Here is a 23,784-nt window from a genome sequence, read left to right on the forward strand (position 1 = left end):
TTTTTTGCATATGTGTCAAACTAAATTTTTAGTAAATGAGATTGGTCACCTTACAGCCTTAAAAACATGCGCTTTTTGATGATGAGGGCCTTTGACGGACGGATTCGCGCGTCTTGTCGGGTAACTCATTCGTTGATCGGCATCTATCCTTGCCAAGTTGTTGATTCTTAGTAAGCTGCTTCCACGTACAAGCCCCGAAGCGGTGCGCGCCCGGGCGACAAATTTTATTTTTATGACTGAGGATGTTTCATGTCCCAAAGTCTTTTGAAGTACACACGCGTTCTGGAAATTGTCGGCGACACGATCAAGGTTCGGGTGCCGCTGGACGGGTCGGCTGACGCCGCTGTGCGGTTCAACGATCTGGCGGTGATCGAAACCATCGACGGACACAAAACGCTGGCGCAGGCGATTTTCATCGACCGGGATGTGGTGACGCTGCAGGTGTTCTCGGGCACCAAGGGTATCTCGACCGAGGCGACAGCCACTTTTCTGGGTCATCCGATGCAGACGCCGTACTCGGCGAATATTCTGGGCCGTGTTTTTGACGGGGCAGGGGTGGCAATCGACGGTGGGCCGGACCTTTCGTCCGAGCCGCGGATCGAGATTGGCGGGCCGACGGTGAACCCTTCGGAACGTGCAGTGCCCAACAAGATGATCCGCACCGATGTCCCGATGATCGACGTGTTCAACACGTTGGTGGAAAGCCAGAAAATCCCGATCTTTTCGGTCTCGGGCGAGCCGTTCAATGCCTTTCTCAGCCGGATCGGCATTCAGGCGGATGCTGATATCGTTGTCTTTGGTGGGCTAGGGCTGATCTTTGACGACTATCACACGTTCCGGACGTCGTTCGAGGATGCGGGCGTGTTCTCGCGCACGGTGATGTTCGTCAATCAAGCGATGGACCCGCTGGTGGAACGGCTACTGGTGCCGGATATGGCGCTGGCGGTGGCCGAGAAATTCGCGGTCGAGGAAGGCAAGCGGGTGCTGGTTCTGCTGACCGACATGACCGCCTATGCCGATGCGATGAAAGAGGTGGGCATCAGCCAGGAACGCGTGCCTTCGCAGCGGGGATATATGGGTGATCTCTATTCCCAGCTGGCGCGGCGGTATGAGAAGGCGTGCGATTACGCCAAGGGCGGTTCGGTCACGGTGCTGACCGTGACGACAATGCCGGGCAATGATGTGACCCACCCGGTGCCGGACAACACGGGCTATATCACCGAGGGGCAGTTTTACCTGCATTCGGGGGTGATTGACCCGTTCGGCAGTCTCTCGCGCCTCAAGCAGAACGTGATCGGAAAAACCACGCGTGAAGATCACGGGCAGATCATGAACACGATGATCCGGTTTTACTCCGAAAGCCGCGATGCAGCGCAGAAACAGGCGATGGCCTTTGATCTGTCGGATTACGATCATCAGTTGCTGAAATTCGGCGCGCTGTTCCGGGCGCGGTTCATGGATATCAACGTTTCGATCCCGCTTGAGGAGGCGCTGGATCTGGGGTGGCAGACGCTGGCCGAGTGTTTCCAACCCGAGCAGTTGCTGATGAAGCAGGCCTTGGTCGACAAGTATTTCCCAAAGGATACCGATGGCGCGGTTGCAGCTGAATAAATCGTCGCTGGCCCGCCAGCAGACCCAGCTGAAAAGCTACGAGCGGTTCCTGCCGTCGCTGGACCTCAAACGCCAGCAGTTGATGGCGGAACGTGCCAAAGCACGCGAAGATGTCCAACGCCTTCAGCGAGAGGTGCATGATCTGGCGCAGCAGGTCGGGGAAAAGCTGCCGATGCTGGCACAGCAGGGGGTCGACCTGGACGGGTTGGTCGAGTTGAAGGATTACCAGTTGAAAGAGGTCAACGTGGTCGGCGTCAAGATGCCCGATCTGGACCGGATCGAAGTTGCCGTGCGACCCTATTCGCTGTTGGCCAAACCCCATTGGGTCGATGCTACCTCCAGCCTGTTGCACGACATGATCGAGGCGCGGCTGCGTGTGAAGGTCGCCGAGGAACGGGTGCGCATCTTCGATAAGGCCGTGGCCACGATCACGCAGCGGGTGAACCTGTTCGAGAAGGTTCTGATCCCGCGCGCCAAGGCCAATATCAAGAAGATCCGCATCTATCTGAGCGATGAACAGATGCAATCGGTTGTGCGCTCGAAGATCTCCAAACGCAAACATGCGCAGGAGGCACTGACATGAGCGTTGCACGGCTGAAGAAACTGTCCCTCGTCGGACCGGCCGCGCATAAGGGCGACACGTTAGAGGCGTTGCAGGAGCTAGGTTGTATGCATGTACTGCCGCTGGCGCCTCCACCCGCCGAGCCGGAAAAGGTCAGCGAACGTGGCGCGCATGACGCCTATAAGGCGCTGCGCTTTTTGACCGACGTGGCCGACCCGCGCCGCCAGATACAGCGCGATCCGGCCTTCGACATGGACCAGTTCGTGCGCGACGTGCTTGACCTGATGCAGCGCACCCGAGAAGCAACAGATCGGCGGGATTTTCTGGCGCATCGGATTGCGCAGGTGCGTCCGTGGGGTGATCTGGATTTTCCACCCAATGATGTGCTGGCGGGCAATCGGCTGTGGTTCTACCAACTGCCGGTGAAACACCGCGAGGCGTTGTCCGAGGTCAAACTGCCCTGGGCCATTCTGGAACAGGATCACCGCTATATCTATGCCGTGCTGATCGCGCCCGAGGATCCGGGTGATGATATTCTGCCGGTGCCGCGCACTCATACCGGGTCGCTGCCGATCCATGAGCTTGAGGCGCAGCTGGAAGAGGCCGAGATTGCGATCGAGGCGCTGGAGGCCGAACGCATCGCCCAAACCCGCTACCTGACGCTGATGCGCCGCAACCTGTCGGCGGCGGAAAGCGCGGCGGAACTGGCCCACGCCACGCAGAAGGTCCGCGACGAGGGCACGATGTTCGCCCTGCAGGGCTGGGTGCCCGAAGATCGTGTGGATGCGGTGCTGGAGATGGCGCAAGTGCGAGACTCCGCTGTTCTGATCGAGGAACCGGGGCCGGATGATGCCCCTCCGACGTTACTGGAGCAGCCCGAAAACCGCAGCGCGGCTGTCGATCTGGCGCTGTTTTACCAGATACCGGGCTACAAGGATTGGGATCCAAGCATCATTGTTGCGGCCTCATTTGCGATCTTCTTTGCAATGATCGTGGCGGATGCGGGTTATGGCGCGGTGATCCTGCTGGGTCTGCTGGCCTTCTGGAAAAAGATGGACAAGACCCCGGCGCAGCGGTCGTGGCGGCTCTATGGTGTGATCATCGCGGGTGCGACGGTGATTTATGGGGTCATGGTCGGCAGCTATTTTGGTGCGTCCCCTGCGGAGGGGTCGATCTGGGCGCGGCTCAAGATATTGGATCTGAACAACTTCAACGCGATGATGATGATCTCGATCGTGGTGGGGGTGTTCCATCTGGTGCTGGCCAACGCACTGGCCGCGCGCGCGGCGTGGGGACGGCGCAGGGCGATTGCCAATCTGGGCTGGATCGGGGTGCTGATCGGCGGGTTTGTTCTGTGGTTGGCCTACATGAACGGCGGCGCGACCCTGCCCGGAACCTTCCTGATGGTTGCCGGTTTTCTGACCATTCTGCTGTTCACCAGCGAGCGACAGATCACCACACCTACCGACTGGCTGTGGCGTCTGATCGAAGGGCTGCAGGGGCTGGCGGGTGCGATGGGAGCCTTTGGCGATGTGCTCAGCTATATGCGCCTGTTCGCGCTTGGTCTGGCCTCGGCCTCGCTGGCGATCACGTTCAACGATCTGGCGGTTTCGGTGATGCAGGCGCTGAAAGGGCCGGGCATCCTGTTCGGCCTGCTGATCCTGATCGCCGGGCATCTCCTCAATTTCGCCCTCGCGATGATGAGTGGCGTCGTCCACGGGTTACGTCTGAATTACATCGAATTCTTTAAATGGGGTCTGCCGGATGAAGGCATCGTCTTTCGCCCGTTCGCCCGCAAGGAGGTTCAGGAATGAATGAGCTTGTATTGACGTTGGGTTGGCTGGGAATCTACGCGCCCATGGCTTTGGGTGCGGCGTCCAGCGCCATTGGTTGTGCCATTGCGGGGCAGGCCAGTATCGGCGCGATGACCGAGACCGAGGGCGGCTATGGCCGGTTCATCGGCGTTTCGGCTTTTCCGTCGACCATGGTGATTTATGGCATTGTGATCATGTTTACGCTGAACCGCGATGTGACACCGGAAAACGCGGGCGGGCTGTTCGGCATCGGCATCCTGTCGGGGATTGCGCTGATGTATTGCGGCATCTGGCAGGGCCGGGCCTGTGCGGCGGCGATCAATGCCACCAAGGAGAAACCGGAAATCTTCGGCCTGTCGCTGGCTCCGGCGGCGATCATCGAAGGCTTTGGCGTCTTCGCCTTTGTCTTTGCGTTGGTCATTAGCGCGGGGATCAGCTGATGGCACAGGACGGGATGATCTCGCACGGGGTCGATGCGCTGATCGACAAGCTGCGCAGCGATGGTGTGGCGGCGGGGCAGGCGGATGCGGAAAAGCTGCGCAACGATGCCAAGGCCGAGGCGGCCAAGATACTCGCCGATGCCAAGCGCGAAGCGGATGAGTATCAGAAAAAGGCCCGTACCGAATCCGACAATTACCGCGCCGCCGGGGAAGAGGCGCTGAACACCGCCATGCGTGATGCGGTGTTGACCATGAAGGCGGGTCTGACCGATCGGTTCCGCGAAGATGTCGAACGCCTTGTCACCAAGGAAATGGCCGACCCCGAGATGCTGAAACAGATGATCCTCGAAGTCGTCGGGCGCGCGACGGAGGGGGCCAAGCTGGACGGTAAGGTGCAGGTGATCCTGCCTGCTAAAGTGGCCACGCAAGAGGATATCAAACAAAACGCTGACGATATCCAGTCGGGCACGCTGACGAAATATGTGCTGGGCCTGACCGCCGACATGCTGCGCGAACAGGTGGAATTGCACGCTGCAGACAGCACGCAGGACGGTATCCGGGTGCGCGCCGAGGATCAGGGCGTGGTGCTGGACCTGACTGACAAGGCCGTGGCCTCGTTGTTGATGGAGCATCTGCAGCCCCGGTTCCGTGCCGTGCTGGAAGGGGTGATCCGCTAACATGTCGGACCCCGACGCCTATATCGCGCTAATCAGCAGCCTTCCCGGCTCAGAGCGGTTGTTTATCGCCAAACAGCCCCCAATCTCGCGCTTACGGCTAAACCGGCGGCTGCGCGCGTTGACGCCTGAGGATGCGCAGGTGCTGCGGGTGTTGGAGCACGCCCTGAACTGGGGCGATTACGATATGGACGTGACAGACGTGCAGGCCATCGAGCGGTGCAAGGCCGCGCTGGGCGATATCCCGCAGCCGACGCTGCAGAAGCTGTTTCTGGAGCGGATGGATTTGCGCACCGCCGTAGCCGCATTGCGCCTTCGCAAACAGGGTGGCAGCTCGCCCGCCGGAACCTTCGGCATGGGCCGCTGGGCCCGCCACATCCCGGCAAACTGGAGTGATCCGACCTTTAAGCTTGAGAGCTCGATGCCGTGGCTCAAGGAAGCGCAGCAACTGCTGGAGGCCGAGGACCCGCTGGGTCTGGAGAGGCTTCTGCTTTCGGTTAGCCATAAGCAGCTGAAACGCCACGCCGCGCGCCATCTGTTCGATTTCGAGGCCGTAGCGATTTACGTTCTGATCTGGAATATTTTCGACCGCTGGGCGCAAAGCAATGCGCAGGATGCGGCAACGCGATTTGAAAAACTGGCACAACAGGCAATGGCCGACGTCGCCGATATCGACTTTGAGGGAGCCTACGCATGACCGCCCCAACCCCCGTCACCCAAACCGCCACTGCCCGCGTCGTCTCGGTGCAAGAGGGGCTGGTGCAAATTCAGGCCAACGCAGATGCCTCGGGCGCGCCGGGGCAATTGGTCAAGAACGAGGTGGTCTTCATCCTGCCCACGCGCCCCGGCCCCGGTGGCCGTCAGGAGCGTTTGAAAGCCGAAGTGCTGCGCGTGCGCGGTGACACGGCGGATGTGCAAGTCTATGAAAGCACCGACGGCGTGGCCGTGGGCGATCCGGTAGAGCAATCGGGCCAGTTGTTGTCGGTTGAACTGGGGCCAGGTCTGCTGGGTCAGGTGTTTGACGGGTTGCAGTCGCCCCTGCCCAAGGTCGCCGCTGAGTTTGGTACTTTCCTGCCACGGGGCGCGGATGTGGCCCCGCTGGATACGCTGGCGAAATGGTCGTTCACACCTTCGGTAAAGGTGGGCGACACGGTGACGGCGGGCGACAGCATCGGCACGGTGCCCGAGGGGCGGTTCGAGCATAAGATCATGCTGCCCTTCAACTGGGTGGGCGACTACAAGGTCGTCTGGGTTCAGAAAGGGGCTGCCACCATTCACGACATCGTGGCCCGGCTTGAGGATGAACAGGGCGGCGAACACACGCTGACCCTGTCGCAAAAATGGCCCGTCCGACGCGCGCTGCCAGAAAGCATCCTGAAACGCGCCTTATCGGAACGTCTTTACCCGACCGAGCCGGTACTGACCTCGCAACGCCTGATCGACACGTTTTTTCCCATCGCGCGCGGTGGGACGGCCTGTATTCCCGGCCCGTTTGGCGCGGGCAAAACGGTGCTGCAGAACCTGATCGCGCGGAACTCCAAGGTCGATATCGTGATCGTTGTAGCCTGTGGCGAGCGCGCGGGCGAGGTGGTGGAAACTATTGCAGAATTCCCCAAAATGACTGACCCGACCTCGGGCGGCAGCCTGATGGACCGGACGATCATCATCTGCAACACCTCGTCCATGCCGGTTGCAGCGCGCGAGGCGTCGATCTTCACCGGCATCACGCTGGGCGAATATTACCGCCAGATGGGCTATGACGTGCTGCTGATTGCCGACAGCACCAGCCGATGGGCGCAGGCCATGCGCGAGACCTCGGGCAAGCTTGAGGAAATTCCGGGTGAAGAGGGCTTCCCCGCCTATCTAGAAAGCTCGATCAAGGGATTATACGAGCGCGCGGGTGCGATGAAGACCAATGATGGCGCGTTGGGCAGCCTGACGCTGATTGGCACCGTGTCCCCCGCCGGGGGCAATTTTGACGAGCCAGTCACGCAGTCGACCTTGTCCACGGTCAAGTGTTTCCTCGGCCTGTCATCCGAGCGTGCCTACAAGCGATTCTACCCGGCGGTAGACCCTATGCTCAGCTGGTCGCGCTATCTGGATCAGCTATCGGACTGGTATGACAAGAACGCCGAAGCCGGTTGGACCGGCAAGGTCCGCGATCTGCTGGCGCTTATCGAAAAGGGCGAACAGGTCGACCAGATGATGCAGGTGACGGGCGAAGAGGGCGTCACGATCGAAGACTTCGTCACCCAGCAAAAGGGGCTGTTCGTGGATATGGTCTATCTGCAGCAGGACGCATTCGATCAGGTGGACGCGACCGTCCCGCTGGAGCGGCAGAAGATGACATTCAAGCTTGTCTATGGCGTGACCCAATCCACCGCCGATTTCAAAGATAAGGCCGAGGTGCGGCAGGTCTTCACGCAGCTGACAGGGTTGATGAAAAACTTCCACTATGCAGCGGAAAACACGCCAGAATTCAAATCCACGTGGGGGCAGATCGAAGACCTGTGCCGCGAGAAATTCGGAGTGTAAGGAAATGGTAGCCCGTAGGGGAATCGAACCCCTCTTTCCAGGTTGAAAACCTGGCGTCCTAACCGATAGACGAACGGGCCATTTAGGCAAAACAAGCACAAGTGGTAGCCCGTAGGGGAATCGAACCCCTCTTTCCAGGTTGAAAACCTGGCGTCCTAACCGATAGACGAACGGGCCACGCTGGCTTGTGGAGGGCCTTTTACGGTTTACCTACCACCCCCGCAAGCCGAAAAATGCAGGGAGGGACAAGTTTTTTGCTGGGGCCGGGGACGGGCTCAATTTGCATCGGCGGCATCTTCCAGCCGAAGCTGCACGGATTGCCGTCCGCCCCATGTATTGACCTCGAGTCGGCCGGCGAAATGGAACCGCGCGCCGCCGTGATTGGACAGCTTTTCGCCCATTGGTCCATCGAACGCACCGAAGGCTATGGCGTCCAGACCACCGCCCACGCCATCGGACAGGGACAGTTTCAAATGAGATTCGCCCACGCGTTTGGCAAAACGCACCTGTAGATCGGGCAGGGCATAGCGTGGGGCAGGGGCGCTGGCCCCGAACGGTCCTGCTTTTTCGATCTGTTCGATCAGGTCCACTGTGGCCGCACCCGGCATCAATGTGCCGTCGAGTTTCAGATCCGCCGGGCCGCCTTCGCCCGCGCCTTGTTTGGCCAGCAGTTCTGAAAGCCGGGCCATGGCCGGTTCCAGCTGATCGCGCATCACTGTCAGCCCGGCGGCCATCTTGTGCCCGCCACCTTTGACCAGCAGCCCCTCAGCCGCCAGCCGTTGAATCGAGGCACCCAGATCAACACCGCTCACAGATCGGCCCGAGCCTTTGCCCTCATCTCCATCAAAACCGATGACGATGGCGGGGCGGTTCGCAGCCTCCTTCAAACGCGAGGCAACGATGCCCACGACGCCGGGATGCCAGCCCTCACCGGCGGCCCAGACCAAAGGCGCGTCCAGCCCGCGCTCCTCGGCCTGTTCGATGGCGGCCGCGCGCACGGCGTTTTCGATATCGCGGCGCTCGGTGTTCAACTCATCCAGCCGTTGCGACAGGGCCTCGGCCTCGTGCATGGAATCGGTGCTGAGCAATCGCGCGCCCAGATCGGCCTGACCGATCCGCCCCCCGGCATTCACTCGGGGGCCCAGCAGGAACCCCAAATGATAGCTGTTCGGGGCCGAATCCATCCGCGCCACGTCGGACAGGGCCACCAGACCGGGCCGCTGCCGCTGGGCCATCACCTTCAACCCCTGACGTACCAGTGCGCGGTTCGCCCCGATCAGAGGGGCGACATCTGCCACGGTCGCCAGCGCCACCAAATCCAGCAGAGAGATCAGGTCCGGTCCCTTGACCCCGGCCTCACGCAGTTGCCGCCCGGCCTCGACCAGCATCAAGAACACCACGCCAGCCGCACACAGATAGCCCAGATCGCCGCTTTCATCCTGCCGGTTCGGGTTCACCACGGCCACGCATTCGGGCAGGGTCTCACCCCCCAAATGGTGATCCAAAACGATCACATCCGCATCCTTGGCTGCCGCGATCGGTTCATGGCTCAGCGTGCCGCAATCGACACAGATAATCAGATCGTGCTGCGCCGCCAACTCCTGCATTGCGGGCACATTGGGGCCATAGCCCTCGTCAATTCGGTCGGGCACGTACAGCGTCGCCTGCAACCCCATCTGACGCAACCAGACCAACAGCAACGCAGCTGAGCTTCCGCCGTCCACATCATAGTCCGCAAAAACAGCAATCCTCTGTTTGGCGCGCACCGCCGTCAGAAACCGGGTTGCTGCGACCTCCATATCCTTCATGTCTCGCGGATCGGGCAGCAGCTCTTTAAGCTTGGGGTCCAGGAAACCGGGGGCCTCCATCGCGGGAACGCCACGGCGCGCCAGTACCTGACAGACCGCGCGCGGCAGGCCTGCCTGTTGCACCAGCATCTCGGTCGCGCGTTCCACATCCGCCGAGGGGCCGACCCACCGCCGCCCGGACAAAGACTGTTCAACCCCAAGAAAGCTCATGACCCGCCCCTGATATGCCAAGGCCGGATACCTTTCGGACCCGGCCCTTCTTCTCGTTCAAAATACGACCGCCGGAGGCCGCGGCGCAAGCCGCTAGTTGTCGTGAGACCACAGCGGGGTGCGGTAGGACATGCGCCGAACCGATCCGGTCTTAGACCGCATCAGCAGGGTGGTGGTTTCCAGCCAACCCGGCTCGCGCTTGATGCGCGGCAACAGCGACCCACCGGTCACGCCGGTTGCGGCGAAGATCACGTCGGCTGTCACCATCTCATCGCGTTCGTAGATACGGTCCAGATCGGTGATGCCCGCCTTGGCCGCGCGGCCGCGTTCGTCATCGTTGCGGAACAGCAGGCGGCCAAAGATCTGACCACCCATACATTTCAACGCGGCCGCCGCCAGCACACCTTCAGGTGCGCCGCCTTGGCCCATATACATGTCGATTCCGGTCTCTTCACTTTCGGCGCAATGCATCACACCGGCCACATCCCCATCGGTAATCAGGCGGATCGAGGCGCCGGTCTCGCGTACTTCGGCGATCATCGCCTCGTGCCGGGGGCGTTCCAGAATGCAAACTGTAATGTCGGCAGGCGCGCAGCCCTTGGCCTTGGCCAGAGCCTCGACCCGTTCGCGCGGGCTCATGTCCAGATTGACGACGCCTTCGGGATAGCCCGGACCAACGGCCAGCTTGTCCATGTAAACGTCGGGCGCATGCAGCATCGAGCCGCGCGGACCCATGGCGATCACGGTCAGGGCGTTGGGCATGTCCTTGGCGGTCAGGGTGGTGCCTTCCAGCGGGTCCAGCGCAATGTCCACGCCGGGGCCATTCCCGGTACCGACCTCTTCGCCGATATAAAGCATCGGCGCTTCGTCCCGCTCGCCTTCACCGATGACCACGACGCCTGCGATATCCAACAGGTTCAACTGTTCGCGCATAGCATTGACCGCCGCCTGATCGGCCGCCTTCTCGTCACCGCGTCCAACCAGCGAGGCAGAGGCCAGAGCAGCCTGTTCCGCAACCCGCGCCAGGCCCAGCGACAGCAGTCGGTCGTTGAAATCAATCTTGGCAGCACTCATTTTCACTATCCTCAGGTCAGTATAGGCGTTTTCTTGGGCATAGCCTGCGGCCTAGGCAGGCCGCAAGGGTCAAACCTCTTCTATGCGCAGCGCGACCGGTTCGCCCGAGACCACATCGGTGTCGCGGAACCCGTCCAATGCCACGTCTAAAGTGGCCCGTGTTGTTTTATGCGTGACGATCAGGACCGGGGCTGTGCTGTCCGAGTGGCCATATTGGCGCATTCGGTCGATCGACACACCGGCATCGCCCAGAATGGCAGCCACTTTCGCCAGCGCGCCGGGTTTATCGAACAGCGCAAGACGCAGGTAATAAGGGGCAGGCAGGCCGGTGATCGCCGGTGCCGCATCCTGCAACGAGGTCGCGGGCTGGCCAAAGGTCGGGATTTGCAACCCGCGCGCCAGATCGCAGACATCGCCCATCACGGCACTAGCCGTGGGGCCTTCGCCCGCGCCGGGGCCGCGCAGAACGACTTGATCAACTGCGTCGCCCTCGATCACCACCATGTTGGTCCCGCCTTCCAATTGTCCCAAGGCCGAGCCACTGGGCACAAGGCAGGGCTGCATCCGCTGGACCAGCCCACGCGCGGTTTTCTGGGCGACGCCAAGCAGCTTGATGCGATAGCCCATGTCGTCGGCCTGGTGGATGTCATCGAGGCTGATTTGCTGAATGCCCTCAATCTCGATTCCGTCGAAGTTGGGTTTGGTGCCGAAGGCAATTGACGATAGCAGCGCCAGTTTATGTGCCGCGTCAATGCCGCCGACATCCAGATTGGGATCGGCTTCGAGATACCCCAACTCAGCGCATTCTTCGAACAGGGCGTTATAGCCCAGTTTCTGCGATTGCATCCGGGTCAGGATATAGTTGCAGGTGCCGTTCATCACGCCCATAACGCGGGTGATTTCATTGCCTGCAAGCCCTTCAGTCAGGGACTTGATCACCGGGATACCGCCTGCAACGGCGGCCTCGAACCGGATCACGCGGCCTGCGGCCTCGGCCTTTTCAGCCAGCTCTTGCCCGTGGATCGCCAGCAGGGCCTTGTTTGCGGTTACGACATCTTTGCCACTGGCCAGCGCCGCCTCGACCGAGGCTTTGGCGGGACCGTTTTCACCGCCCATAAGCTCGACATAGACGTCGATATCGTCCCGTTGTGCCAAGGCTACAGGGTCGGTTTCCCAAGCATAGCCCGACAGGTTCACGCCGCGATCCTTGGACGCGTCGCGCGCTGACACGGCGATGATTTCGATTGGGCGACCAGTGCGCGCTTGCAGCAAATCCGCATGTTGCCGGACGATCTTGACGACACCCACGCCGACCGTTCCCAAGCCCGCAATTCCAAGCCGCAGCGCCTGTGTCATCCCGTGGGTTCCTTTCGCTCGAATTTATCGCCTTTTGGGCCTTGCCCATTCCCGGGTGCCTTACCGGGTTCGGCGCACGGGCGCAATGCGTTGCAGGCCGGCCTGAACCGGGAAATGCAGACGGTTAGTTAATTTCTTCGCTTTGTAGCTTGTCCGCCTTTTTCTGCAGCGCTTCTCGTCGGGCAGACAGGTCTTCTTCGACCTCAGCGGCCTCGCTCACTGGGTCGATCGGGGGGCCAAGATTCTCTTGCAGAGGGATCAGTTTTGGATACCGTGTGGATTTCAGGCTTTCAGGCTCGCTGCCTTCAAGTTCAGGAAAGTCCACGCAGTTGGCGCAAAGACTCAAAACAATCAGCAATGGCAGGGGTTTCATGCCGAACCCTTTCGATGGCGGTTCTGCCTGTGATGCACCTTTTGAATAGTGCATTCAAGCGGGGTTCTATCTGAACGGACGTTCAGATACATTTGCAATATGGCACGGACACAAGGTTCTCATTCCGATATCACTGGCCCCCGTATTCGCAAGGCGGCCCTATCGTTGTTCGCGCGCCACGGCTACGCGGCGGTTTCCATGCGCCAGATCGCTGCCGAGGTCGGGGTGCAGGCTGGCGCGCTTTACAACTACACGCCGGACAAGCAGAGCTTGCTGTATCGCCTGATGAACGATCACATGCAGGAGCTGCTTTCTACATACGCCAAATTGACACCTGCGGACTCGCCAGTCGAAGCCTTGCGGCAGTTCGTGGGCTTTCACATTCGATTTCACATGGAGCGCCCGGACGAAGTTTTTATCGCCTATATGGAACTGCGCAACCTAAGCTCCGAAAATTTCACGGAAATTGAAGCGCTGCGGCGCAAATATGAAGACTCGTTAGAGGCCATTTTGAAATCCGGACAACAGCAAGGGCTGTTTACTGTTGCCGATACCAAAATCGCCACACTTGCGGTTATCGCCATGTTGAATGGCGTGATGACTTGGTATCGCGCAGGGGGGCGTTTGTCGCTGGACGCTGTCGAGCAGATCTACTGGGACATGGTTCAGAGATCAGTGACAACTTGATCAATGCGTTGGGCGGATAAAAGTGCCGTTCCGCAATTCTCGAAACGCCTGTTCCAGTTCAGCGCGGGTGTTCATCACAATAGGGCCGTGCCACGCGACGGGTTCATCAATCGGCGCGCCCGAGATCAACAGGAACCTGACGCCACCGGGACCGGCCTGAACCGTGACCTCATCGCCCGTTCCGAACCGAACCAGAGTTCGATCCCCCGACATGTCACGAATGTTGACCTCTTGCCCTGCAACCTCTTTCTCTAGCAGTACCCCCGTCGGTTGCGAGGCGTCTGCGAAGGCGGCCTGGCCCTGAAAAACATAGGCAAAGGCACGGCGATACGTGTCAATGCGGAATGTCTTTTTCACGCCGGCCGGGATCGAGATATCCAGATATTGCGGATCTGCAGCGATGCCGTCGACTGGGCCGGTCTTGCCCCAGAACTCGCCGACGATGACTCGGACAGTTGTGCCGTCGTCATCGGTTATTTCCGGAATGTCCCTGCCTTGAACATCCTGATATCGCGGTGCTGTCATCTTTTGACTGGACGGCAGGTTACCCCAAAGCTGGAACCCGTGCATTTGACCGGTCGCGTTTCCTTTTGGCATCTCTTGATGCAAGATGCCGGACCCGGCCGTCATCCATTGAACGTCTCCGGCACCCAACGTGCCAGTATTGCCTAGCGAATCTGCATGTTCGACCGTGCCGGACAGCACATAAGTTATCGTCTCGATGCCTCGATGAGGGTGCCAAGGGAACCCCGCCATATAGTCTTGCGGGCGTTCGTTTCGGAAATCGTCAAACAGCAGGAACGGGTCCAGCTCGGACGGATCCTGAAATCCGAATGCACGATGCAGCTTGACCCCTGCGCCTTCCATTGTCGGGACAGCATTCCGGGTTTCCAAAGTGGGTCTAAGGGACATGAGGGCCTCCTGCTTGCTTGGGCCATACTTAGCCGTTGGATGACATGCGTCAATTTGCGGAAAGGCACCGCCTATGTGCAAAAAATTGCAGGTCGCGCCCCTCTGTCTTTCAGCGGGGAAAGGCGCTAAACCCTGACCACATCGAACGGGGAGAGAAGATGCAGGAAGAAGTACTGGCTCGGGTCAAGGCTTCGACACCACGGCGGTGGCTGGGTGTCGGAATGTTGACGGTTGTAGGAGCGATGGTTCTGTATGTGGCCATGGCAACGCCGCCCGAGCCTGCGTGGCTTGTGTTTTTGCTGGTCGTTGGCGCTGCAGCATTCTGGCTGGCGCATCGAATGTGGTATGCCACGAGCGACAGCATCGAATTGACCGATACAGTGGTTCGAACCGGGGCAGGGCGTGTGATCGCCCGGGTTCAGGATATCGAAGCCGTAGATCGCGGAGTGTTTGCGTTCAAACCGTCAAACGGTTTCTTGATCCGCACGCGGACCAAGGATGCAAATGCCTGGGCCCCGGGGCTATGGTGGCGCCTCGGTCATCGGGTGGGCATCGGCGGCATGACAGCCGCCGCTGAGACCAAGTTTATGTCGGAAATGCTGTCGGTTAAGCTTGCGAACAGGACTGAGGACCAAGGTTCTGAGCAATCTCATTCGTAAATCGTGGGCGAGTAAACACGAAATTGCGGAAAGTGTGATCTTCGGAAACCCACGATCCGACCACCCAGTTCGACCCGAAAATAGGCTGATACCTATTGGAGGTCTCGACAATGATCAGCGTGTCCTGATCGGGCATCGGGGGCAGGTTATCCCGCATGTTACCGATGTTGTCGTTAGTCCAGGCCTCACAATAGCCGCGGATGGCTGACCATCTCACGTAGTGCCGATCATCTTCGGCATCGTAGACAATCAGCGAAATACGCAGTTGAATATCGTTGCGGCTGTTGACCATTCGATCCAAAAGCTCATGCATGGAGTCGACGTAGGTGTCGGTCACAGTCCCGGTTTCACGCGAGATGAGGTCGCCGACCGTGTAAGCAGCCTTTAGGTTAGCCGCGCTTTGCCGGAAACCATCGAAGAAGGCAAAGGCGCCCGTGATTGTCCAAACCAGCATTGGGAAAATCAGGATTGCTTCGACAGTTAGTATACCGCTTTCATCCCGTTTGACCGAGCGAAAGAGATTTCTGAGTCTATGGATAATAGTCATAGTCTTACGAAGGCTCCTGAACGAAGGCTGTGGTCGCCGTTAGTGCGATCTGTCCGGTGTCATCTACCAGCGCCCGCCCCATGGCCGAAGTCGGAAACAGAGGATCAACCCTGGCGCACGCGCGCAGAATCATAAGCTCATTCGACAGACCGTTTTGGAAGGTACGAACAGGGCGTACTTCTTCAGTGTTGTCGGTGCAGTCTACGGTTTCGGGCAGATTGACACCGGCGAACGCGCTCTGCTGGATCATTTCCAGTCGCAAATTTCGCGAGCAGTTACGGACTAGCAGCGTATTCTCACAGATCGAGTCCTTGATTGTATCGTGGTCCGGGTTTGTTCCGGTTCCCAGTCGAATCTCGCGAACTGTTATGTCCACCGCGCGTTCCAGCATTGATTGCTGGACCGTAACCACCGCGTATTCCATTGCGCTGAGGATAAAGAACATGAAAACCGGGAAAATGAGGACAAATTCCACAACGACGTTGCCGTCCTCAGATGCCTTGAGTTTTCCTAGATATGTTCGAAGATTTTGGATCATTGGGTCAGCCTCAGCTTCTTGATCGACGATGCGATTGACGCAAATGCGTCTTGCAACGAGATGCCTTCGGGGTCATCGAACTCGTCCACTTCGTAGACGTGGCTGTCCGAACTTGCACAGTTCTTGATGGTCGTCAGGCCCGCATTGGGTGCTTCGAACGCAATTCCATAGATGATCACACCATTATTCTTTGCAGCGCCGCAAATGCTGGTTGTGCGTGAATTCTTGGTTGTTGGTCCGACACTTATTCGAGGGTTCTGGAACCAGTTGAACACGTGATTGCTCTGCCAGAAGTAGTTGTTGGTCGCGTTCCAGTACAACGAGGCCTGATTGAACAGCTGAGGGAACGTCATGCGCGTCGCTGTTCCCGGCTCATTGTTAAAAGAGTTCTCGTTCGGAGGGTTGCCATAAGGATAGTCGGCGGTAATGAATCCTCCGCCGAACTGCGCGCCGTTTTCGATGCTTTGTTGCATCCACGCGTAGCGGTCCGGATTGCGCCGGAACCGAACGCTATATTCCCCTGTTGACCCATCGTCGCGGACGTATTCCGGGTTGAACCAAATGTCAGAAAAGCCTGAGCGGTATTGGTCTTTCAGCATGTATTGAGTGGTGTTCTGTCCGTCGGTCATGACGATAGCGACCTTTAGCACCTCTGAGTCATAGGCTTCGGGTCGATCTTTAAACTTATCCGGAACAATGTTCTCTCTGGCCAGTTCTCCGACAACGTTCTGGAATTTGGGATCCAGCATGCCGACACCCCATTTCATACCCACGTCGATCGAAGTGTTGCCGTTGGCCGTAAGCGCATCGATGCGGTTGTGCAGGACATCGATATCGTCGGTCACAGCGGTAATGTCACTGCCTGCGCGGACAGGACAAACAGGGAAGCGGGGGAACTGCTCTGCGTTGTTGGTGTATTGGAAGGGGTCGAACGGAGCGGTTCGGTCATAGGAAATCGTGGGATCCAATGCCGAACTACCAAACTGGGCCGAAGTAAAGTTGATACAGTGAGAAAAATCATGCTCGGACGATACATTGCTGAAATGCTTCAGTATGTCGTCACCCGCGCTGACCTGAGTTGCGTAAGGAATGATGGACATCGAAATTTGGCTTTCGCCGGGCTTGTCCAGCATCAGGGTCACGAACTCTTTGGCGGCAGAGCGCAAGACCTCGATTTTCGTTCTTCCCGCTTCCGCAGACGCGCGGTTCATCGATCCGGACATGTCGAGTACGAGCGAGATTTCGACTGATCCAATCGATTCCTCCGCTGTACTTGCCGCTTGTGCAGTCAAGGTCTTGTGACCCGAAAAGCGCATGAAATTGGTGTTCACGATCGTTTCTGCAGTTGCAGACACGGTCCGGGATCCAAATCCTTCCTGCACGTTGACCGATTTCAGTTTGTCACTGAGGCCGGCTTTGTCCAAGTATGACTCGACCACCTGTCGCGGCGGGAGCGTTTGGTCAAGGTCGGCGGCGGCAAGAACAGCGCGGTCCAAGGTCGACTGCAACGTCGCACGGTCGCGTTCAAAATTCATGACGTCGACCCCAATACCTGTGGTCGCAAAAATCACCAGCACGCCAAGCAGTACGAAAATGGTGAACGACCCGTCTTCTTCGCGCTGGAAGGCCTCGGGCGTTGGTAGTTTTTTAAAGCGTTTAGTAATGCCGCTTTTGAAACCGCGGTTAATCATATTGCCGTCCTCACTGAACAGTCATCCACTACTGCTAAGGAAAAGTTAACGTTGAGAAATTAACGCTCAAACGTGGCGGGAATTGGGCGAAACCGCCTTGGATCAGGCACATTTCTTGTCAAACCGGGAATAATATGATCGGCGCTCGGGTTCTGTTGTCTTCTTGTCGACAATGCACGCGCGCGTGATCGCATTCAGCGACTCAGTTTTTCGAAATTTATTTTTGCTAAAATATTGATCGTTTATCCAATGGGTGCGACAAAACGACAGAACGCAAGTCGTTCGTTGGCACGGAGGTATAGATGACGGCCACAAAAGAACCCAGCTTTCGCGAAAGTGTTGACCTGATGTTCAACAGGGCGGCGTCCCTGATGGATCTGCCTCCGGGGCTGGAAGAGAAGATCAGGGTTTGCAACGCCACTTACACGGTGCGGTTCGGTGTTCGCCTGCGCGGTGATATTCATACGTTCACCGGCTACCGGTCTGTTCATTCCGAACACATGGAGCCCGTTAAAGGTGGCATCCGCTACGCTTTGGCCGTCAATCAGGATGAAGTTGAGGCGCTGGCAGCGCTGATGACCTACAAATGTGCGCTGGTTGAAACACCTTTTGGCGGCTCGAAAGGCGGGCTGTGTATCGACCCGCGACAGTATGAGGATCATGAGCTGGAGCAAATCACGCGCCGGTTTGCCTACGAACTGGCCAAGCGGGATCTGATCAACCCGTCCCAGAACGTCCCAGCCCCCGACATGGGGACCGGCGAGCGTGAGATGGCGTGGATGGCCGACCAATATGCCCGGATGAACACAACGGACATCAATGCGCGGGCCTGTGTTACCGGCAAGCCGTTGAACGCGGGTGGTATCGCCGGGCGGGTCGAGGCAACCGGTCGTGGTGTTCAATACGCGCTGCGAGAATTCTTTCGTCATCCTGAGGACATTCAGAAAGCTGGGCTTACTGGAAAGTTGGACGGCAAACGCGTGATCGTCCAGGGCTTGGGCAATGTGGGCTATCATGCCGCAAAATTCCTCAGCGAAGAGGATGGCGCGATTGTCACCGGCATCATCGAATGGGATGGCGCGCTGTATAATCCGGAAGGGATCGACGTTGAGTCCGTTCGGCAGTGGATCGTCAAACATGGTGGCGTCAAGGATTACCCGGACGCGACCCATTCCGCCGAGGGGGCGGTGGTGTTGGAAGAGGACTGCGATATCCTCATCCCGGCGGCGCTGGAAGGCGTGATCAATCTGTCAAATGCCGAACGCATAAAGGCCCCGCTGATCATCGAGGCTGCGAACGGTCCTGTGACGGCGGGTGCGGATGAAATATTGCGCAAAAAGGGTACGGTGATCATTCCTGACATGTATGCCAATGCCGGCGGTGTGACGGTGTCGTATTTCGAGTGGGTCAAAAACCTGAGCCATATCCGCTTTGGCCGGATGCAGCGCCGTCAGGAAGAAGCCCGGCATGAGTTGATCGTCAGCGAGTTGGAGCGTCTGGATCGGTATCTGGGCGATGCGTGGTCGATGTCACCGGATTTCAAAGCCAAGTACTTGAAAGGTGCGGATGAGCTTGAGCTGGTGCGCTCGGGCCTCGATGACACGATGCGGATTGCGTATCAGTCCATGCGTGAGGTTTGGCATAGCCGCGATGATGTCGAAGACCTGCGCACAGCCGCTTATATCGTGGCGATCGACCGGGTCTCGAAAAGCTATCGGGCCAAAGGACTTTGAGGAAAATGCAGGGACGGAAATTGGTCGCCCCTGCGCAACACGAAGGCGCGAGGTTCAAAACGGCAATGGCCGGTTGGCTTTGCGGCGGATAAGCTGCTGCGACAGAAACGAATCCCGGAGACCCTCATGTTGCGTATCGCCATAGCGGCCATTGTTCTGGCTACTCCTCTGGCCGCTCAAGAAACCAAGGAACAGAGCTGCAAATTCCAGTCAGACGTCGTGGCTGCCGTCCAGCAGGCAAGGCTGGACCGGGTAAAGGAACGGGACGTGGCACAGGCGGTGGCAGAGTCAGGGCCGACATGGCCCGAGAACTACAACGCGGCGATTCCCCTGATCACTCCGTGGGTCTATGAACAAAAGATGCGCGATGTGAGGAAAAAAGACCTCGGCGCTGCTTGGCTGGAGCTGTGCCTGCAGCAGTAATCCACATCCATTGCATTTCGCTGTGGATAAGCGCAGGCCATCCCCTTGGCCTGCGTTTTCATTTCTGGCAGGTTTGTCCCCATGTCTTTGCCCTCCGGATTTCTTGACGAATTGCGCACGCGCCTCAGCCTGTCTCAGGTCGTCGGCCGCAAGGTCATGTGGGACCCGCGCAAGTCCAATCAGGGCAAAGGTGACATGTGGGCACCGTGCCCATTTCACCATGAAAAGACCGCCTCGTTCCATGTGGATGACCAAAAGGGGTTCTATTATTGCTTCGGCTGCCACGCCAAAGGCGACGCGATCAGTTTCGTGAAAGAGACCGAGAATGTCTCGTTTATCGAAGCGGTCGAGATTCTGGCGCGCGAAGCAGGGATGCCGATGCCGCAGCGCGATCCCAAGGCGCAGGAAAAGCAGGACCGTCGCGCGCAACTGGTCGAGGTGATGGAGCAGGCGGTGCAGTTTTTCCGCCTGCAACTCAAAACTGGGGCAGGGAGTGCCGCACGCGATTACCTGACCCGTCGAGGATTGGACGCGCAGGCGCTGGACCGGTGGGAGATCGGATTTGCCCCCGATGGGTGGCAGGCCCTGTGGGATCATTTAACTGGTAAGAATGTGGCGGAAGATCTGATCCTTGGGGCGGGTCTAGCCAAGCCGTCGAACAAGGGTAAAAAGCCCTATGACACGTTCCGCAACCGGATCATGTACCCGATCCGTGACCCGCGCGGTCGCTGCATTGCGTTTGGCGGCCGGGCGATGGACCCGAATGACAATGCGAAATACCTGAACTCACCCGAGACCGAGTTGTTCGATAAGGGCCGCAGCCTCTATAACCACGGCCCCGCGCGGCAAGCGGCAGGGAAGGGGCAACCGCTGATCGTGGCCGAAGGCTATATGGACGTAATCGCACTGGCCGAGGCAGGGTTTGGCGCTTCGGTGGCGCCCTTGGGTACCGCGATTACCGAGCACCAGTTGCAACTGCTTTGGCGGATTTCCAATGAGCCGATCATCGCGTTGGACGGCGACACGGCGGGCTTGCGCGCCGCGATGCGCGCGGTTGACTTGGCCTTGCCACTGCTTGAGGCCGGGAAATCCTTACGGTTTGCGTTGATGCCCGAGGGCAAAGACCCCGATGACCTGTTACGCGCCGAGGGGCCGGGGGCCGTGCAAACGGTGTTGGAAGGCGCGATCCCCATGGTCAAACTGCTGTGGCAGCGCGAGACCGACGGCAAAGTCTTCGACAGTCCCGAGCGCAAAGCGGCGCTGGACAAGGCGCTGCGCGACAAGATCAAGCTGATCCGTGACCCTTCGATCCGCTCGCATTATGGGCAAGAGATTAAGGATCTGCGCTGGCAACTGTTCCGCCCGCAGCGTCAGCCTCAGAACCGATCGTGGCAGCCGCGCGGTAAATGGCAACCTAAGCCGACGGCGACACCAGGCGCGCGAGCGTCATTCTTGGCGTCGTCCGAAGGTGCGGAAATCCAACTGCGCGAGGCAGCGATTTTGGCAATTGCGGCGTTGAACCCGCAAGTGGTTGTGCAGTTCGAAATTCAGTTGGAAGAGATGGAGTGCCGTGACCCTGACCACGCCGCCCTGCGTCACGCCATTCTGCGCCATGCGATTGACGACCCCGAGAACCTGAAAGACCACATAGCCGAAACTTTGGGGCCCGAAGCCCTTGAAAACCTGCTGGCCCTTCGCCATGTCGCAGTGATCCCTTGCGTGCATAAACCGGGCGATGTCGAAAAGGCCGAAATGACGCTGGCCGAGGAACTCGCAAAGATCAAAGCTCTCAGGGGGTTGGACGCAGAGATTGCCGAAGCGGAGGAGGAGCTGTCGGATCTGGCAGATGAGGCGTTGACATATCGGCTGGCTCAGGCGGCCGAAGAGCGTAACCGCACAAGCCGTAGCCAGAATGAAGACAGGGCGATTTTCGACGTGGCCGACAATGGCGCGCGAATCAATCGTGACGAGAAAGACGCGTTTGAGGCAATCATGTCCGGGATCAATTTTGAGCGGAAACGCCGGTAAACTGGTGTTTTCGTAAGGCACTGGAAAAGAAAAACGGGTAAACGGGTAGCCGAATCACTTCTACGCGCTAATGATTCGGTTCAATCGAATCACCCATCCCTGCAGGAGCATTGAATGGCCGCCAAAGACACGACCGAAGATCGCAAATCCGACGAGCAGGAACAGGAAATCTCGCTGGACATGAGCCAGGCCCAGGTCAAGAAGATGATCGCTGAGGCCCGCGAGAAAGGGTACATCACCTACGACCAGCTTAATCAGGTTCTGCCGCCGGATCAGGTCAGCTCGGAACAGATCGAAGACGTGATGTCGATGCTGTCCGAGATGGGCATCAACATCATCGAAGATGAAGAAGCCGAAGAAGAAGAAAACAAAGGCTCGACCGAACTGACCACGACAGAAAGCAACCGCGAGGTTGCGCTGGCCGGTGCGGGGACCGAAAAGCTGGATCGCACCGACGACCCTGTGCGCATGTACCTGCGCGAGATGGGCAGCGTCGAACTGCTGAGCCGCGAGGGCGAGATTGCCATCGCCAAGCGGATCGAGGCTGGTCGGAACACCATGATTGCCGGGCTGTGCGAAAGCCCGCTGACGTTCCAGGCGATCACCATCTGGCATGACGAATTGCTGTCCGAAGACATTCTGCTGCGCGACGTCATTGATCTGGAGGCCACCTTTGGAAACCAGATGGACGAAGACGGCGATGTCGAGGAACCGGTAGTCGATACCTCCAACGTGCAGGCCGCCAAGCCTGAGAAAGAGGACAAAGGCCCCGAGCTGGATGCTGACGGCAACCCGTTGAACAACGACGACGATGATGACGACGATGATCAGGCCAATATGTCTCTCGCCGCGATGGAAGCCGCGCTGAAGGATCAGGTTCTGACCACCCTGGAACGCATCTCGACCGACTTCTCGATGCTGTCGGAAATGCAGGACAGCCGGATTTCGGCCACACTGAACGAAGACGGCACCTTCAGCGAGCAGGATGAAGCAACCTATCAGAAGCTGCGCGCCGAGATTGTTGAACTGGTGAATGGACTGCACCTGCATAACAACCGGATCGAAGCGCTGATCGACCAGCTTTACGGTATCAACCGCCGCGTGATGTCGCTGGACAGCTCAATGGTGAAGCTGGCGGATCAGGCACGCATCAACCGTCGGGAATTCATTGACGCCTATCGCGGGCGCGAGCTGGACCCGAACTGGTTGTCGGATATGGCTGAAAAGCCGGGCCGGGGCTGGCAGATGTTCATCGAACGCTCGACCGCAAAGGTCGAGGAACTGCGCAATGATATGGCTCAGGTCGGTCAGTATGTCGGCTTGGACATCCCCGAATTCCGCCGCATCGTGCAGCAGGTTCAGAAGGGCGAGAAAGAGGCGCGGCAGGCCAAGAAGGAAATGGTCGAAGCCAACCTGCGTCTGGTGATCTCGATCGCCAAAAAATACACGAACCGTGGCCTGCAATTCCTTGATCTTATTCAGGAAGGCAACATCGGCCTGATGAAAGCGGTGGACAAATTTGAATACCGCCGCGGCTACAAATTCTCGACCTATGCGACATGGTGGATTCGTCAGGCGATCACGCGAAGCATCGCGGATCAGGCGCGCACGATCCGTATTCCGGTCCATATGATCGAAACGATCAACAAGCTGGTGCGGACCGGCCGCCAGATGCTGCACGAAATCGGCCGCGAGCCGACACCGGAAGAACTGGCCGAAAAGCTGCAAATGCCGCTGGAGAAGGTTCGCAAGGTGATGAAAATCGCCAAAGAACCGATCTCTTTGGAAACGCCAATTGGCGACGAGGAAGACAGCCAGCTGGGCGATTTCATCGAGGACAAGAATGCCGTGCTGCCGCTGGACAGCGCCATTCAAGAAAACCTCAAGGAAACGACCACACGGGTTCTGGCCTCGCTCACCCCGCGCGAGGAACGGGTTCTGCGGATGCGGTTTGGCATCGGCATGAACACCGACCACACGTTGGAGGAGGTTGGCCAGCAGTTCAGCGTGACCCGCGAACGTATTCGCCAGATTGAGGCGAAGGCGCTAAGGAAGCTGAAACACCCAAGCCGGTCGCGCAAGTTGCGGTCATTCTTGGATCAATAGACA

Annotated in this window: 21 protein-coding genes and 2 tRNA genes; 13 read left to right on the forward strand and 10 right to left on the reverse strand. The window is 58.6% G+C overall.

The window, feature by feature from the left end; all coding sequences use genetic code 11:
* Positions 1-249 precede the first annotated feature (249 nt).
* From AC2FF7_RS03600 to AC2FF7_RS03630, 7 genes are read left to right on the forward strand one after another with little or no spacing between them, the layout of a single operon-like run.
* Complete coding sequence (locus AC2FF7_RS03600) at positions 250-1,611, forward strand: V-type ATP synthase subunit B (protein ID WP_480867214.1); 1,362 nt, start codon at positions 250-252, stop codon at positions 1,609-1,611.
* Entirely contained in the window at positions 1,589-2,194 is a 606-nt protein-coding gene (locus AC2FF7_RS03605; protein ID WP_170352719.1) for a V-type ATP synthase subunit D, read from the forward strand. The genes AC2FF7_RS03600 and AC2FF7_RS03605 overlap by 23 nt, the downstream gene beginning before the upstream one ends.
* A complete protein-coding gene (locus tag AC2FF7_RS03610) occupies positions 2,191-3,987 on the forward strand; it encodes a V-type ATP synthase subunit I (RefSeq protein WP_480867216.1) in 1,797 nt (598 codons plus the stop codon). Before AC2FF7_RS03605 ends, AC2FF7_RS03610 begins: the two co-directional genes overlap by 4 nt.
* Positions 3,984-4,427 carry an ATP synthase subunit C gene (locus AC2FF7_RS03615; RefSeq protein WP_170352721.1) on the forward strand — a complete coding sequence of 148 codons (444 nt, stop codon included), beginning with the start codon at positions 3,984-3,986 and terminating at the stop codon, positions 4,425-4,427. The genes AC2FF7_RS03610 and AC2FF7_RS03615 overlap by 4 nt, the downstream gene beginning before the upstream one ends.
* Positions 4,427-5,104, forward strand: a complete 678-nt coding sequence (locus AC2FF7_RS03620; RefSeq protein WP_480867218.1) for a hypothetical protein — start codon at positions 4,427-4,429, stop codon at positions 5,102-5,104. The genes AC2FF7_RS03615 and AC2FF7_RS03620 overlap by 1 nt, the downstream gene beginning before the upstream one ends.
* A 1-nt stretch (position 5,105) precedes the next feature.
* Positions 5,106-5,798, forward strand: a complete 693-nt coding sequence (locus tag AC2FF7_RS03625; protein ID WP_480867220.1) for a hypothetical protein — start codon at positions 5,106-5,108, stop codon at positions 5,796-5,798.
* Positions 5,795-7,636: a V-type ATP synthase subunit A gene (locus tag AC2FF7_RS03630; RefSeq protein ID WP_480867221.1), complete on the forward strand. Its 1,842-nt coding sequence runs from the start codon at positions 5,795-5,797 to the stop codon at positions 7,634-7,636. Before AC2FF7_RS03625 ends, AC2FF7_RS03630 begins: the two co-directional genes overlap by 4 nt.
* Before the next feature lie 5 nt (positions 7,637-7,641).
* On the opposite strand, the gene AC2FF7_RS03635 is transcribed toward AC2FF7_RS03630, so the two are convergent.
* From AC2FF7_RS03635 to AC2FF7_RS03660, 6 genes are all read right to left on the reverse strand, one after another.
* Positions 7,642-7,716, reverse strand: a tRNA-Glu gene (locus AC2FF7_RS03635).
* Between the two features lie 22 nt (positions 7,717-7,738).
* Positions 7,739-7,813: transfer RNA gene (locus tag AC2FF7_RS03640), tRNA-Glu, on the reverse strand.
* 98 nt (positions 7,814-7,911) lie between these two features.
* On the reverse strand, positions 7,912-9,654 hold the full coding sequence (gene recJ / locus AC2FF7_RS03645) for a single-stranded-DNA-specific exonuclease RecJ (protein ID WP_496905207.1): 1,743 nt from the start codon (positions 9,652-9,654) through the stop codon (positions 7,912-7,914).
* Between the two features lie 93 nt (positions 9,655-9,747).
* Positions 9,748-10,728 (reverse strand): class II fructose-bisphosphatase, encoded by a 981-nt coding sequence (gene glpX / locus AC2FF7_RS03650; protein ID WP_170352726.1) that lies wholly within the window; start codon positions 10,726-10,728, stop codon positions 9,748-9,750.
* A gap of 69 nt (positions 10,729-10,797) precedes the next feature.
* A complete protein-coding gene (locus AC2FF7_RS03655; RefSeq protein WP_480867225.1) occupies positions 10,798-12,084 on the reverse strand; it encodes a homoserine dehydrogenase in 1,287 nt (428 codons plus the stop codon).
* Positions 12,085-12,208: 124 nt separating this feature from the next.
* On the reverse strand, positions 12,209-12,457 hold the full coding sequence (locus AC2FF7_RS03660) for a hypothetical protein (protein ID WP_480867227.1): 249 nt from the start codon (positions 12,455-12,457) through the stop codon (positions 12,209-12,211).
* 99 nt (positions 12,458-12,556) lie between these two features.
* Here AC2FF7_RS03660 and AC2FF7_RS03665 point away from each other — a divergent pair, with 99 nt between their 5' ends.
* Positions 12,557-13,144, forward strand: a complete 588-nt coding sequence (locus tag AC2FF7_RS03665) for a TetR/AcrR family transcriptional regulator (RefSeq protein WP_480867229.1) — start codon at positions 12,557-12,559, stop codon at positions 13,142-13,144.
* On the opposite strand, the gene AC2FF7_RS03670 is transcribed toward AC2FF7_RS03665, so the two are convergent.
* The gene (locus AC2FF7_RS03670) at positions 13,145-14,056 is read right to left on the reverse strand and encodes a pirin family protein (RefSeq protein WP_170750534.1); all 912 of its coding nucleotides are present in this window, start codon (positions 14,054-14,056) and stop codon (positions 13,145-13,147) included.
* A 158-nt stretch (positions 14,057-14,214) separates the two neighbouring features.
* Here AC2FF7_RS03670 and AC2FF7_RS03675 point away from each other — a divergent pair, with 158 nt between their 5' ends.
* The gene (locus tag AC2FF7_RS03675; protein ID WP_480867231.1) at positions 14,215-14,715 is read left to right on the forward strand and encodes a hypothetical protein; all 501 of its coding nucleotides are present in this window, start codon (positions 14,215-14,217) and stop codon (positions 14,713-14,715) included.
* Here the strand turns inward: AC2FF7_RS03675 and AC2FF7_RS03680 are convergent.
* Genes AC2FF7_RS03680 through AC2FF7_RS03690 form a run of 3 tightly spaced genes read right to left on the reverse strand, consistent with a single transcriptional unit; the run spans position 14,663 to position 17,491 of the window.
* A complete protein-coding gene (locus tag AC2FF7_RS03680; RefSeq protein WP_170352731.1) occupies positions 14,663-15,262 on the reverse strand; it encodes a TadE/TadG family type IV pilus assembly protein in 600 nt (199 codons plus the stop codon). The genes AC2FF7_RS03675 and AC2FF7_RS03680 overlap by 53 nt on opposite strands.
* Before the next feature lie 4 nt (positions 15,263-15,266).
* Positions 15,267-15,800 carry a TadE/TadG family type IV pilus assembly protein gene (locus AC2FF7_RS03685; RefSeq protein ID WP_170352732.1) on the reverse strand — a complete coding sequence of 178 codons (534 nt, stop codon included), beginning with the start codon at positions 15,798-15,800 and terminating at the stop codon, positions 15,267-15,269.
* Positions 15,797-17,491, reverse strand: a complete 1,695-nt coding sequence (locus AC2FF7_RS03690) for a pilus assembly protein TadG-related protein (protein WP_480867233.1) — start codon at positions 17,489-17,491, stop codon at positions 15,797-15,799. The genes AC2FF7_RS03685 and AC2FF7_RS03690 overlap by 4 nt, the downstream gene beginning before the upstream one ends.
* Positions 17,492-17,793: 302 nt before the next feature.
* On the opposite strand from AC2FF7_RS03690, the gene AC2FF7_RS03695 reads away from it, so the two are divergent.
* The 4 genes from AC2FF7_RS03695 (at position 17,794) to rpoD (ending at position 23,781) form a co-directional block, all read left to right on the forward strand.
* Positions 17,794-19,224 carry a Glu/Leu/Phe/Val family dehydrogenase gene (locus tag AC2FF7_RS03695; RefSeq protein WP_170352734.1) on the forward strand — a complete coding sequence of 477 codons (1,431 nt, stop codon included), beginning with the start codon at positions 17,794-17,796 and terminating at the stop codon, positions 19,222-19,224.
* Positions 19,225-19,350: 126 nt separating this feature from the next.
* Positions 19,351-19,647, forward strand: coding sequence for a hypothetical protein (locus AC2FF7_RS03700; RefSeq protein ID WP_170352735.1), 297 nt, complete (start codon positions 19,351-19,353; stop codon positions 19,645-19,647).
* An 81-nt stretch (positions 19,648-19,728) separates the two neighbouring features.
* A complete protein-coding gene (gene dnaG, locus AC2FF7_RS03705) occupies positions 19,729-21,675 on the forward strand; it encodes a DNA primase (RefSeq protein WP_496905208.1) in 1,947 nt (648 codons plus the stop codon).
* Positions 21,676-21,789: 114 nt separating this feature from the next.
* Positions 21,790-23,781, forward strand: a complete 1,992-nt coding sequence (gene rpoD, locus AC2FF7_RS03710) for an RNA polymerase sigma factor RpoD (protein WP_170750542.1) — start codon at positions 21,790-21,792, stop codon at positions 23,779-23,781.
* The last annotated feature ends 3 nt before the right edge of the window (positions 23,782-23,784 follow it).

The sequence above is a fragment of the Ruegeria sp. YTSC325 genome, from assembly GCF_059609525.1.

Bases quoted from the DNA above. Each gene is read 5' to 3' on its own strand.
- AC2FF7_RS03685 (WP_170352732.1), bottom strand. From the start codon at position 15,800: ATGATCCAAAATCTTCGAACATATCTAGGAAAACTCAAGGCATCTGAG.
- recJ (WP_496905207.1), bottom strand. From the start codon at position 9,654: ATGAGCTTTCTTGGGGTTGAACAGTCTTTGTCCGGGCGGCGGTGGGTC.
- rpoD (WP_170750542.1), top strand. From the start codon at position 21,790: ATGGCCGCCAAAGACACGACCGAAGATCGCAAATCCGACGAGCAGGAA.
- AC2FF7_RS03605 (WP_170352719.1), top strand. From the start codon at position 1,589: ATGGCGCGGTTGCAGCTGAATAAATCGTCGCTGGCCCGCCAGCAGACC.
- AC2FF7_RS03600 (WP_480867214.1), top strand. From the start codon at position 250: ATGTCCCAAAGTCTTTTGAAGTACACACGCGTTCTGGAAATTGTCGGC.
- AC2FF7_RS03695 (WP_170352734.1), top strand. From the start codon at position 17,794: ATGACGGCCACAAAAGAACCCAGCTTTCGCGAAAGTGTTGACCTGATG.
- AC2FF7_RS03655 (WP_480867225.1), bottom strand. From the start codon at position 12,084: ATGACACAGGCGCTGCGGCTTGGAATTGCGGGCTTGGGAACGGTCGGC.
- AC2FF7_RS03610 (WP_480867216.1), top strand. From the start codon at position 2,191: ATGAGCGTTGCACGGCTGAAGAAACTGTCCCTCGTCGGACCGGCCGCG.
- AC2FF7_RS03690 (WP_480867233.1), bottom strand. From the start codon at position 17,491: ATGATTAACCGCGGTTTCAAAAGCGGCATTACTAAACGCTTTAAAAAA.
- AC2FF7_RS03665 (WP_480867229.1), top strand. From the start codon at position 12,557: ATGGCACGGACACAAGGTTCTCATTCCGATATCACTGGCCCCCGTATT.
- dnaG (WP_496905208.1), top strand. From the start codon at position 19,729: ATGTCTTTGCCCTCCGGATTTCTTGACGAATTGCGCACGCGCCTCAGC.
- glpX (WP_170352726.1), bottom strand. From the start codon at position 10,728: ATGAGTGCTGCCAAGATTGATTTCAACGACCGACTGCTGTCGCTGGGC.
- AC2FF7_RS03675 (WP_480867231.1), top strand. From the start codon at position 14,215: ATGCAGGAAGAAGTACTGGCTCGGGTCAAGGCTTCGACACCACGGCGG.
- AC2FF7_RS03615 (WP_170352721.1), top strand. From the start codon at position 3,984: ATGAATGAGCTTGTATTGACGTTGGGTTGGCTGGGAATCTACGCGCCC.
- AC2FF7_RS03660 (WP_480867227.1), bottom strand. From the start codon at position 12,457: ATGAAACCCCTGCCATTGCTGATTGTTTTGAGTCTTTGCGCCAACTGC.
- AC2FF7_RS03700 (WP_170352735.1), top strand. From the start codon at position 19,351: ATGTTGCGTATCGCCATAGCGGCCATTGTTCTGGCTACTCCTCTGGCC.
- AC2FF7_RS03670 (WP_170750534.1), bottom strand. From the start codon at position 14,056: ATGTCCCTTAGACCCACTTTGGAAACCCGGAATGCTGTCCCGACAATG.
- AC2FF7_RS03680 (WP_170352731.1), bottom strand. From the start codon at position 15,262: ATGACTATTATCCATAGACTCAGAAATCTCTTTCGCTCGGTCAAACGG.
- AC2FF7_RS03625 (WP_480867220.1), top strand. From the start codon at position 5,106: ATGTCGGACCCCGACGCCTATATCGCGCTAATCAGCAGCCTTCCCGGC.
- AC2FF7_RS03620 (WP_480867218.1), top strand. From the start codon at position 4,427: ATGGCACAGGACGGGATGATCTCGCACGGGGTCGATGCGCTGATCGAC.
- AC2FF7_RS03630 (WP_480867221.1), top strand. From the start codon at position 5,795: ATGACCGCCCCAACCCCCGTCACCCAAACCGCCACTGCCCGCGTCGTC.